Below are 11093 nucleotides of genomic sequence, written 5' to 3' on the forward strand. Positions count from 1 at the left end.
CCGAACTCCCCGCGGTAGATCCGGGCGAACAGCGCCTCGTCGGCGTAGATGCCGTGCGGCCCGAACTTGTCGGCGACCACCGCGTCCACGGCCGCTGCCATGTCCGGGTAGTTGGGAGGGCACATGGTCTTGATCAACCACTCGCCCCGGTGCCGCAGACCGATCGGGTTCGCCCGGATGTCGGCCAGCCAGGGAACGGGGACGTGCCAACGCCAGATGTCGGGCACCTTCCACCGCGGCGTGGCCCAGTCGAAGTCGAGCATCGGACCGTAGCGCCGGCGGAACTTGGGGTCGCCGAGGAGGACCGGAGGGGTCACGGTGGCGTGGATCCAGGCCCCGAGCCCCATGGCGTCGGCGGTGAGCATCAGGTTCTGCAGCAGCAGGTCGGCCTCGATCTGGGTGCGCATGGCTCCCAGGACTCCCAGTGGCAGCTTGATCTCCTTGTTCAGGAAGCCGTTCCGCACCCACTTCCTGACCCCCGCCGTCCGGTAGAAGTTCCGGTCGTCGACGATCACCGGACGCGCGCCGTCCGGCTGGGTGAGCAGGTACATCAGCGCGTTGATGTACTGCCGCGAGAGATCGACCACCGGGAACAGGATCGTCGTGCCCGGCAGGTTGGACAGGAACCGGTTCGAGTCCAGGTAGGCCGGGAAGTCGCGGTTGCCGTCCGGGACGTCGATGCGCCGATCCAGCAGTTTCACCTTCGCCTGCTCGGCGCGAGCGAGCAGGGCGTCGGGATCCAGCACCGAGGCGGCGTCCTCGGCCGGCGGCAGCGTGCGCAGGAAGTACGTCCCGCTGTCGTTGATCATCAGGAAGTGCGTGCCCTGGGCGTTGTCCGGGCTGCCGGCCGCCCGCCCGGTCATGTTCAGGTTCGGCTTGGCCATGATCGGGGTGCCGTCACGAGGGTCCGCGAACGGACGGTCCGGCATGGTGAGCCCGGTGCACCCGGTCAGGGAGATGAGGATCGCCTCCTCGAGGGCGGTGAGCGGCGCTCGGGCCTCGGTCGACTCGTAGCTCATCGAACCTGCCGCCACCGAGCTCCCCCGACTGACCCGATGGGTTCGCCTGGCATGGATGGACGCGAGCAGGGGCTGCCGCGCCAGTGCCGCGAGACCCGGATGTGCTTCGTCGTGGTGCCCACGCGTCGACACGTCCCCGGTCGACGCCGGGGCCACCGGTCTGGCCTGTTGATCGGTCATCACAGCCCCTCAGGTGGTGGGCGGAACCACCGGCCGCCAGGGCGCGAAGGCGGTGGCGCCACGAGGCATCAGGGCGGCAAGGTCGGGGCAGTGCCGCAGGACGACGCTCGTCATCGTGTTCTGCTCGATCCAGTCCATCCCCAGCGGCGAGTAGATCTCCTCGCGGAAGTCGACGGTGAGGAACCGGTCGCTCTGCAACCTCCGGGACGCCATCAGGATGAAGATCCGGAAGGCGGTGTCGGAGAACCCGAAGCCGTCCGGCGGAGTCTCGGCGAGCAGCCCGACCACGGTGTCGAGGTCGTCCACGTCGCGGTAGAGCTCCTTCATCCGGCGGACCGACTCGGGGTTGGTGCAGAGCTCGTCGAAGGAGCGGATCCGCGGCATGTGCAGTCCGGCCCGGAAGTCGTTGTAGCGCGGCACTCCCCTACGCCGGGTGCGCACCAGGTCGACCACCGCCAGGTCGATCAGCTCGCCCTCCCGCTCGAACCGCCGCAGGGCCTCCGGGAAGTTGTGCAGCGTGATCGCCCCCGGGTGCGCCGTGCCGAAGGAGTAGAGCAGGTTGTCGAGCCCGGTGTCGCGCAGCACCTCGTCGGCCTTGGTCGCGCGGATCTCGTTGAACGTGGCCTTGCGCAGCAGCTCCCCGGTGGCGCTGTCGAGCAGCCGGTAGTCGTCCGGGATCAGCGGGTGGAGCCGGTAGACCGTGGCGAAGTCCTCGGTCAGGGAGTACGGCGCTCCGGTGTGGTCGGGCACCGTCTGCGGGATGCCCACGCTGGAGTGGGTGTCCATCAGCCAGACGCCGAGCTTGGTCAGCCAGTCCCCCGACGGCGGGCCGTGCCAGTTGGTCTTCAGCCCGAGGTCGATCGCCTCGGTGCCCAGGATGGCCGGGGTCCACTCGACCGTGTGGATCTTGGCGATCAACGCCGAGACGATCAGGCGGGCGGTCTGGAAGGTCCGCTCGTCGCTCCACCCCCGGTAGTGCGCGCGCAACTCGTCACAGAGGGCGTTGTGCTCCCGGGCGAACAGCGTGTGCAGGCCGGAGAGGCCCAGCCACCAGCTCTCGTTGAAGCCGGTGAGCTCCTGGCCGTCGCAGTCCTGCGGCAGGTACCCGTCGTCGAGCCGGATCTTCGCGCCCTCGCGGACCTCGCGCATCCGCTCGTCGTCCGAGCCGTAGATCTCCGAGGCGTCCCACCAGTGCGAGGCTGCGTTGGCGAAGAGCCGCTCGGTCCCGTCGGGGCCGACCTCGAGGGTCTTGTTGCCGCCGATCCGCATCACCTGCTCCGCGGGACCCTCAGGAGTGTTGTGCCACGTCCTGCCCTGCGGCATGGGCACCCGGACGTCGGCCTCGCCGAGCGGGTGCCGGGCGTGGTTGACCCAGTCGTGGACCTGGAACTGGATCCAGCAGGCCGCGAGGATGTTGAGCGTCTTCGCCGGCAGGAACCTCTCCCGCGCGAGCAACTGGTCACTGACCAGCACCGGGTTCGGTCGGTCGAAACCGTCCGGGTCGTAGGCGGCCCTGAGATTGCGACCGAACGCTGCCCCCACCGCCCCCATCTCGGGAGCGGACAGGTCGTTGTCGCGGCCGTCCGGGGTGCGCGCCCAGCGTGACTTCTCCGCCGGCAACACGGGAACGGCGCGGGTGCGGGGTGGCACGTCGCGAGGCTCGGTGTCGATCAGGTTCTTCCGACGGAGCTCGTGGCGGAACGCCTCCAGGTTCAGCACGGAGATCCGGACCGGGAGCCTCCACCACGGGATCACCCGGTTGACCACCTTGAAGCCGGCGCGAGCCGCGCCACCGAGCACCCGGTTGCGCAGGGGCACGTCCGCACCCCAGCGGGTGCCCGACCGTTGGGCCGCGCTGGCGTCGTACGCCGACTTGCGGGCCCGGTTGAGGTTGCCGAGCGGGCGGAACTCCTCGGTGGTGTTCCAGGGGTTGAACGCGAGGGCGTCGATCGCCTCCGCCTCGCGCTGGGCCTCGGGCGTGGTCAGGTCACAGCGGTGGATCGTCAGCACCGCCACGGGTTCGGGGGGGCTCACCGTCTCGGGCCACGGCACGGCGGCGTCCTCGATCGGGGTGCTGGTGGCGTCGACGAAGCGCTGGACGCAGAGCTCCATCAGGATGTCGCCCCCGGCCAGCCGCCGTTCGGCCTCGTGGGAGAGGAAGGCGGGGTCCCGCGGGTCCGGCACCGGACCGGGGGCCGCCTGCGCGACCGGACGGAGCAGGTAGCGCACCGCGAGAGTCGGTCCCCATCTCATCGCGCCCCGGCTCCAGTAGATCTGGGTGGCCACACTGTCGATCGGCCGCCGACGGGCTGTGGAGACGTTGCGGAGCATCCGGATCACCTCGGCCGGGCCGAAGAGCCGCAGCAGACGGACGACTCCGAGCAGTCGCTGCAGCCGCCCACCGGTCAGGGCCGACGCGAACTCCACGAACTGGCGGGCGTCGCGGGCGTGCGAGACCGGGAAGTTCGTCATCAGCAGGTCGTGGGAGGTGGCAGCGTCGACCTTCACGCGCAGGGCGACCCCGCGCATGTCCCGGGCGTGGTCGGACTCCCCGGTCCCCGCGGCGTTCGAGAACCGGACGGTGGTGAAGTACGTCGCTCCCCGGTGCGCGAAACCGTGGCAGAGCTCCTCGGGGAGGTCGTCGCGAAACCTCAGCTCGGCGTGGTCGACGGCCAACGTCGCCTTCGCATGCAGTGCCCGGTCCAGGCCGTGGGGTACGCCGTGGGCGCTGGCCCGGTCCCGGGTCCGGCGGGCGAGCCGCATCATCGCCCCGGCCAGCTCCTCGAACTGGGCGCGCTCGGCCTCGGCGCTGCCGCCGGCGTACTCCTCGGTCCAGGGGGCGTCGGGCGGATTGATCGGGCTGCGGGCACGGATCTGGTCGGGGTGCCCCTTCCAGATCTCGGTCCTGCCGGACCGGGGTGTGTTCAGCCGGGGGCGGCGGATCCTGAGGTCCATCGACGACACCTGCGCTCGATCGTGACGACGGCGACGCCGTCGGAGTTCGTGCTGGAGGAGATGGCATCGACCATCATGGCGCGGCAGGTGAACCCGTGGTCGCCGGCGCTGCCGGCGTGCTGGCACGTCTGGAGACGTCGCCCGAACGATCCGTTGATCCCCATCGGCTCCCTCACCCGGACCCCCTCCCACGAGGGCCCACCCACGTCGGTGGGTGATTTCAGGCTAGGCAGGCCCCCGAGGAGCGTGAATAGTCCGAACTGATCATTCGACCGGGGTCACCCAGAAGTAGCCGGCCACGATGGGGCGCTCCACGTCGCCCTCCTCGAACTCCACCCACACCGTCGTGCCAGGAGGCGGGGCAGGCGGTCGGCCCCGGGCGTAGGCGCCGTAGGGAAGGCACGGCATCGCCCAGACGTAGATGTCCCCCAGGACGGACGGGCAGGACACCTGGAGCCGCCCGAGCTGATCGGGATCGGCGGTGCCGACGACGAGACCGCGGTACTTGCCGAAGTGCGCCATCCCTCGATGGTAGGACGATCGCGCCTCAGCGACCGCGCAGACGTCCCGGCAGCACGAGCACCGATCCGCGTCCCGTCTCGACCGTGAGCACGTCCGCCACCTTCGCGTTGTACGACGTCAGGTCGGTGGAGGCGAGCACCAGCCGGACACGGTGACCGGCCTTGAATCGGTGCGCGAACCCGGCCAGCCTGAACCGGACCGGGGCGCCCACCGCGTCGGCCGGCACCCGCACCGGGGAGATCAGCCGGTGGATCAGGGTGGCGGAGCCGCTCGGGTCCACGTCGTAGAGCTTGCCGAAGAAGACCATGTCCTGGCCGTTGCTGTTCGTGATCCGGATCCGCCCGGTCGGGATCCCCACCGAGGTGAACGGCTTCGCGAACGGCTCGGAGGTGAACGCCGCGAACTGCCCGTCGATCTCGCGTGGCGGGATGTTCTGCGTGCTCGGGCTGGCGTCGGGCCCGGTGAAGTTGGACTTCTCCGTGTACGCCGCCGGCGTTCCACCGGGCGGGTTGATGAACCTGGCCGAGCCCGCCTCGGGCTCGACACCGGGTGCCGTCAGGCTCGTGCTGCCCGACAGGGTGAACCGGGTGGTGCGGCGCAGCGGGAAGCGCCCGGCCTTGCCGTACTGCTCGTCGTTGGCCCCGGAGCCCGCGTAGGCGGACCAGTCCCGGTAGTAGGTGAACGCCGGGCCTCGGCCGCGAGGCTTGTCGCGCAACCAGTACTCCATCCAGCCGAGCGAGCGCAGGCTGAGGTAGCAGTCGTCGAGGACCTCCACCGAGCGGTCCTTGCCGTCGTAGGCCTCGCACTCGCCGGGCTGGGAGGTGTAGCCGCCGTGCCCACCGGAGTTCCAGATCATCGCGACCGGGACGTTGCGCCGGTCCAGGGTGCGGTACGTCGAACTGGCGTCGTTGACGTTGAAGAGCGTGTCGCTCTGCCCCTGCACGAGCAGCACCGGGATGTTCACCCGGTGCAGGAAGCGTGAGGCGGAGGCGCGGGTGATCAACCGACGGGACTCGGCGTCGTAGGTCCCGGTCGCCACCAGTCGGGAGGCCGTTCGGCAGAGCCCGAGGTAGTAACCGGGACAGGCGGCCGCGGCGGCGATCTCCTCGGCATCACCGGACGCCTGCTTGGCCTCCGGACACCCGCCGTTGCCCTGGGCGGGCTGGGCGTTGCCGAGGGCGTAGAACAGCGACGTCCACTCCTGCTTGAAGACGCCCTGGTCGTTGAGCTCGTGCGTGAGCCCGGTGCGGTCGCCCGGGACCACGCGGTTGTTGGGATCGAGCGAGTAGATCAGGTTGTTCCACGTCCGGCCGACGACGCTGGCCCGGATCCGCTTGTCGTGAGCGGCGAGCGGGAGCTGGATGCCGCCGCCGTAGGAGCCGCCGATGGTGCCGACGACGACCCCGCGCCGGGTGCGCAGGACGTCCGCGCGGGGCTCGAGCAGGGCATCGATCAGCTGCGAGGCGCTCTTCACGTCATGGTCGGCCGACTGCAGGGTGACGCAGCCACCGCTGGCGCCGAAGCCGGACGAGGTGAAGGTCAGGACGACGTACCCGTGCGCGGCGAAGAAGCGGGCGGTGGTGAGGATCTCGGTGGCGTTCTTGGTGAGCCCGAAGCCGTGGGTCATCAAGATGGCCGGCTGCGGGGTCTTCCGGCTGGCGTTGTCGGGAACGTAGAGCGTGGTGTCGAGTTCGATCTCGATGTCGTCGTCCGGTCCGGTCACGACCGGGACCATCTGCTCGGTGGTGGTCCAGGTGTGACGGCCCCGGGACTTCTTCACCCGGTCCGAACGTCCGGCGGGGGCACCGACTGCAGCGGTCGCCACGGAGCTCGCGGTGGGCGCGGACGGCGCAGGGACGGCTCTGGCCGGCTGGCCGAGGGCAACGAGGGCGGAGGCCCCCATCAGCAGGGCGAGGGCCCAGGGCAGGGGGCGGCGACCGGCGAACGGCGTACTCGACATGGCTGAAAGATACGGACGAGATCGTCGTCACACCGGCGAATCTCGTCCGATGACCGCTTTGCCGTCGTGGCGTTGGCCACGCTCTCAGCGCGGGCTGAGCGCGAGGACCGCCACGTCGTCGGTCGGCGACATGCCGGCGAGCAGGCCGCGGACCACCTCGACCGTCGCCTCGGCGCCTGCCGGTCCGGCGGCTGCCAGGTGCGCGACCAGCCCCTCCTCCCCCAACCGACCGTCGGGGTAGCGGTGCTCGGTCAGGCCGTCGGTGTGCAGCATCAGGGTCTCGCCCGGCCCCAAGTTCAGCACGCACTGGCTGAACGTCGCCTCCAGCACGGCACCGACCAGCATCCCCTCGGTGGGCAGGACCGGGGTGATCACTCCCTCGTCCGGACGGATCCACAGGGCCGGCAAGTGCCCGCCGGTCGCCATGGTCACCCGCCAGCCGTCCCCTCCCGGAGCACGCTGCAGGAGTCCGAAGGTGACCGTGCAGAACCGGTCGGCGCTGGGCTCTTGGAGCAGGCTCCAGTTCAGCTCGGCCAGCGCGTCGGCGGGGTCGCTGTGGTGCACGCCGGCGGCCCGGAGGGCGTAGCGGATGTGGGAGGTCACGACCGCAGCGTCCACGCCGTGCCCCTGGACGTCTCCCAGGAAGAACGCCCAGGTGTCGTCCCCGACGAAGAAGACGTCGTAGAAGTCCCCGCCCACCCGGGATGCGGCGTGGTAGTGGTGGGCGACGTCGAGCCCCGGGATCTCGGCCAGCCGGGGTGGCAGCAGGGTCCGTTGCAGGGTGGCAGCGAAGTCCTCCACCTGGCGGTGCTGCTCGCGCTCGAGTCGCAGCGTGGTCAGCGCGGAGAGGCGCAGCTCCAGCTCGTCCATCACGATCGCCGCGAGGTCCTGAAGCGTGGCCAGGTCCGCCGCGCTGGCCTCGCGGGGGGCGGTGTCGAGGACGTTGACGGTGCCGAGCCGGTGTCCGTCCGGGGTGATCAGCGGGGCTGCGGCGTAGAACTGGACACCCAGGTCACCGTGCACCAAGGGATTGTCGGCCGTGCGCGGATCGCAGAGCGCATCGCTGACGTGGTACGGCTCGTCCTGGAGGATCGCCGAGGCGCACAGGCCGGCGTCGCGACCGATCTGGCTCACCCCCTCCAACCCGTGGGTCGCCTTGAACCAGATCCGGTCGGAGTCGACGATGCTCACCGTCGCCATCGGCGCACCGAACCAGCGTGCGGCCAGGGCAGCCACCCGGTCGAAGGCACCGTCGGGCGGGGTGTCGAGGATGCTGTAGCGGGCGATCGCGCGCAGGCGATCGGCCTCGTTCTCGACCAGAGCCATCCTCGTCGATCCTCTCGTTCGCTGGACCTGGTGGTGGACGTTATCGCGGCTGGGCGCCGACATGCAGCCTTCCCCGTTCATTGCCCACGGGTGCACCTGCCTAGACCGTTCGCGAGGGTCCGGAGTCGTGGAACTCCGCCTCCGTGTGGCTGCCGTCACAGAAGGGCTTGTTGGCGGAGGCTCCGCAGCGGCACAGGGTCATCCGGGGCCGGCTCTCCCGCGTGCCGTCGACGTGCCGCACGGTGACCAGTCCGGAGGGCCCACCGGTGACGGCGAGCGGACCGTCGTCGACCACTCCGATGCCCGGGCGCAGGTCGGGCTCGACGGCTTCGCCTCCCACCTGCTGGGTGAGGGCTCCCGAGGGACAGCGCTCGACCATGCCCATCAGCTCCGCGCGCACCCGGGTGTCCTCCGACCGCTTCGTCATCTTCCAGACGTTGGTCTCCCGGTTGGCGCAGAACGCCGCGTGCTGGCACAGGCTGCGGACGTCGCGGACCGTGACCCCCGTGCCCGGGTACTCCTTCGCGGCTTCCTCGTAGGGGGCGCGCCCGGCGGGCTCGCTGTCGTCGAACTCGATCCGCTGGTGGGTGTTGTCGCAGTAGGGCTTGGTGCCGGAGTGGCCGCACCGGCACAACCGGTACGACGCCGGCGCGTCGAGCTCCTCGGTGGTCTGCCAGGTCAGCGGCTCGCCTTCCTCCGAGAGCACCCGGCGGCGACGACTCAGCGGGACCCCGCCGGTGACGACGTACGGTCCGGCCTCGGCGACGCGGATCTCGAGCGGTGCGCTGTGCTCGTCCGCCGGGTCCGTCATGCCGCGCGCCGGAGCAGGACGGCGGTGAACTGCTGGGTGCTGCCCCACGGCGTCTGGTGGTCCTCGCCGCTCGTGGAGACCAGCTCGAACCCCGGGAACTCGGCGGCCAGCTCGTCGTGGGTGTACCGCACGATCGGCAGACCGCTGCAGGTCAGCGGCCCGTCCGGGCCGAACGTGGCCACCACGGCGTACCCCCCGGGCCGCAGGCACCGCTCCAGGGAGGCCCGGTAGTCGTCGCGCTCGTCGCGCTCGGTGAGGAAGTGGAAGACCGCACGGTCGTGCCACAGGGCGAACTGTCGACCGGGCCGGAAGTCCAGGACGTCGGCAACGGTGAGCACCACCCGGTCCCCGTCGGGTCCGAGCCGGTCACGGACGGTCTGCAACGCGGTCTGCGAGAGGTCGATCGCCATCAGGTCCTGGTAGCCACGTTCAACGAGGTGGTCCACGAGGGTCGACCAGCCGGCACCCACGTCGATGATCGGCTCGCTCACGTCGAGGCCGGTCTCGTCGACGAGGCCCAGGGAGAGCTCGGGGACCGACTGCCACCACGAGACACCGTCGACGTCCTTCTCCCCGTGCACGCCCTCCCAGAACGACTGGCGGGTCTCATGGTCTTCGGGCCGAGCCGGCGACGTCTGGGACATACCCGCGACGCTAGTGCGGACGGCACGGGCGGACAAGGAACCGCCCTCCAGCCTTCGGGCACGGGACACCTGTGAGATGCGTGCCTAGGGTGGGTGGATGACCACCGACGAGCCGTCCGCCAGCCAACCGCAGACTCCGGCCGACCTCGGGGAGGTGGCGACGCTGATCGACGGCGGCGACATGGACTGCGGCAGCGGCCTGCTCCTGCTGATCACCCGGGCGATGCGACGCCTCGGTGACGGTGACCGGCTCGGTATCCGCAGCGCGGAGCCCAGCGTGGTCGTCGACCTGCCCGTGTGGGCGGATCTCGTGGGCCACACGGTCGCGGCCGAGGTCGCCGAGTCCCCCGACGGGCCGTGGTGGTTCTCGGTGAGCAAGGGCGTCCCGGTCGAGGACTCCACCGTCTTCAGCCAGGGCACCCGGACTCCCGTGGGCCGGCGACTCTGGGCCTACACGAACTTCAACTGCAACCTCGCCTGTGACTACTGCTGTGCCGAGTCCTCCCCGAAGGCCGCGGCTCGGCAGCTGCCGGTGGAGGTCGCCCAGCTGGCGTTCGCGGAGTTCGCCGACCTCGGCGGCCGCGAGATCTACCTGACCGGCGGCGAGCCGTTCATGCACCCCGAGCTGGGGGCGCTGGTCGAGGCCGCGGCCGGGCTGGAGCGCACGATCCTGACCAACGCGATGATCTTCGAGCGCGGTCGGCGCCGCGAGACGCTGGAAGGCCTGGACCGCTCGGTCCTCCTGCAGGTGAGCCTGGACTCCGCGACTCCCGACCTGCACGACAAGTGGCGCGGTCATGGTTCGTGGGCGAAGGCGCTGGACGGCATCGCACTGGCCCGTTCGCTGGACTTCCGGGTGCGCGTCGCCGCCACCATGTACGACGAGGACCCCGCCGGCGTCGCCGCCCTGCACCAGCGGCTCGACGACGAGGGCATCGCCGCGGAGGACCGGGTGATCCGGCCGGTGGCGGCCGAGGGCTTCGCCGAGAGCGGACTGCACGTCTCGATCGACACCCTGGAGCCGGAGCCCACGATCACCGCCGACGGTGCGTGGTGGCACCCGGTCGCGGTCACGAACCCGAACATGCGGATCGCGGACCACCCGCTGCCGATCTCGGAGATCCTCGGCGTCGTGCGCGACACGATGGCCGTCCAGGACAAGGCGGCAGCGACGGGGCGCGAGGTCTTCCGCTGCGCCTGAGGGCATGTCCGCCGGGTCCGAGTCCGAGGCCCTGAACCGGCCGGAAACTGGTTGTCCGGATGGTGGAAGATCGGCCGGTTCTGGCGGCCAAACTGTCGGTGCTCGCTGGTTGGGTTGTTCCATGACCGAGACGCTCGCCGATGTGGACACCGCAGCTGCGGTGCTCGCGTTCGCGCGGGGTCAGCGGTCTGCAGCCGACGTTGCCGAGGCGAACCTGTTGCAGGCCGCGGTGGCGTGGGCAGGCATGCACTCGACCGACTCGCTGGCGGACGCGGCGATGACCTATGACCCGGGGTTCGGGCAGACCGAGCTCCCGGTGGCCGGCCCGGGTGCTCCGTTGATCGCGGAGTTCTCGATCCCGGAGTTCGCGGCCGCGATCGGGATGCCGACCGAGGCCGGGAAGGCCTACCTCGGGGAAGCGGTCGAGCTGCGGTACCGGCTGCCCCGGACCTGGCAGCGGGTCGTGCGTGGTGAC

At 70.7% G+C, this 11093-nt stretch carries 9 protein-coding genes and 1 pseudogene; 2 read left to right on the forward strand and 8 right to left on the reverse strand.

Translation table 11 applies throughout. The annotated features are described in order from the left end of the window. The 8 genes from ABZE72_RS12845 to ABZE72_RS12880 form a co-directional block, all read right to left on the reverse strand. Nucleotides 1–1019 (reverse strand): hypothetical protein (locus ABZE72_RS12845; RefSeq protein WP_372729432.1); only part of this gene is annotated, 1019 nt, incomplete at its 3' end. Nucleotides 1020–1208: 189 nt separating this feature from the next. Continuing rightward, nucleotides 1209–4154: a peroxidase family protein gene (locus tag ABZE72_RS12850; RefSeq protein ID WP_372729433.1), complete on the reverse strand. Its 2946-nt coding sequence runs from the start codon at nt 4152–4154 to the stop codon at nt 1209–1211. After that, entirely contained in the window at nt 4124–4330 is a 207-nt protein-coding gene (locus ABZE72_RS12855) for a hypothetical protein (RefSeq protein WP_372729434.1), read from the reverse strand. The genes ABZE72_RS12850 and ABZE72_RS12855 overlap by 31 nt, the downstream gene beginning before the upstream one ends. Before the next feature lie 88 nt (nt 4331–4418). Further along, a complete protein-coding gene (locus ABZE72_RS12860) occupies nt 4419–4676 on the reverse strand; it encodes a phage baseplate assembly protein V (RefSeq protein ID WP_372729435.1) in 258 nt (85 codons plus the stop codon). A gap of 25 nt (nt 4677–4701) precedes the next feature. After that, nucleotides 4702–6636: a CocE/NonD family hydrolase gene (locus ABZE72_RS12865; protein WP_372729436.1), complete on the reverse strand. Its 1935-nt coding sequence runs from the start codon at nt 6634–6636 to the stop codon at nt 4702–4704. 84 nt (nt 6637–6720) lie between these two features. Then, entirely contained in the window at nt 6721–7962 is a 1242-nt protein-coding gene (locus ABZE72_RS12870; protein ID WP_372729437.1) for a PP2C family protein-serine/threonine phosphatase, read from the reverse strand. Between the two features lie 100 nt (nt 7963–8062). Then, nucleotides 8063–8773 (reverse strand): CDGSH iron-sulfur domain-containing protein, encoded by a 711-nt coding sequence (locus ABZE72_RS12875; protein WP_372729438.1) that lies wholly within the window; start codon nt 8771–8773, stop codon nt 8063–8065. Next, nucleotides 8770–9417, reverse strand: a complete 648-nt coding sequence (locus ABZE72_RS12880) for a trans-aconitate 2-methyltransferase (RefSeq protein WP_372729439.1) — start codon at nt 9415–9417, stop codon at nt 8770–8772. The genes ABZE72_RS12875 and ABZE72_RS12880 overlap by 4 nt, the downstream gene beginning before the upstream one ends. A gap of 97 nt (nt 9418–9514) precedes the next feature. Between ABZE72_RS12880 and ABZE72_RS12885 the strand changes: the two genes are divergently transcribed. Next, on the forward strand, nt 9515–10618 hold the full coding sequence (locus ABZE72_RS12885; protein ID WP_372729440.1) for a radical SAM protein: 1104 nt from the start codon (nt 9515–9517) through the stop codon (nt 10616–10618). Between the two features lie 121 nt (nt 10619–10739). After that, nucleotides 10740–11093: pseudogene (locus tag ABZE72_RS12890) on the forward strand (hypothetical protein); the annotation flags it as partial.

This window comes from Nocardioides sp., assembly GCF_041600255.1.
Classification (GTDB): Bacteria; Actinomycetota; Actinomycetes; order Propionibacteriales; family Nocardioidaceae; genus Nocardioides.

Coding starts and splice junctions, on each gene's coding strand:
- ABZE72_RS12850 (WP_372729433.1), bottom strand. CDS start 4,154: ATGGACCTCAGGATCCGCCGCCCCCGGCTGAACACACCCCGGTCCGGC.
- ABZE72_RS12860 (WP_372729435.1), bottom strand. CDS start 4,676: ATGGCGCACTTCGGCAAGTACCGCGGTCTCGTCGTCGGCACCGCCGAT.
- ABZE72_RS12865 (WP_372729436.1), bottom strand. CDS start 6,636: ATGTCGAGTACGCCGTTCGCCGGTCGCCGCCCCCTGCCCTGGGCCCTC.
- ABZE72_RS12870 (WP_372729437.1), bottom strand. CDS start 7,962: ATGGCTCTGGTCGAGAACGAGGCCGATCGCCTGCGCGCGATCGCCCGC.
- ABZE72_RS12875 (WP_372729438.1), bottom strand. CDS start 8,773: ATGACGGACCCGGCGGACGAGCACAGCGCACCGCTCGAGATCCGCGTC.
- ABZE72_RS12880 (WP_372729439.1), bottom strand. CDS start 9,417: ATGTCCCAGACGTCGCCGGCTCGGCCCGAAGACCATGAGACCCGCCAG.
- ABZE72_RS12885 (WP_372729440.1), top strand. CDS start 9,515: ATGACCACCGACGAGCCGTCCGCCAGCCAACCGCAGACTCCGGCCGAC.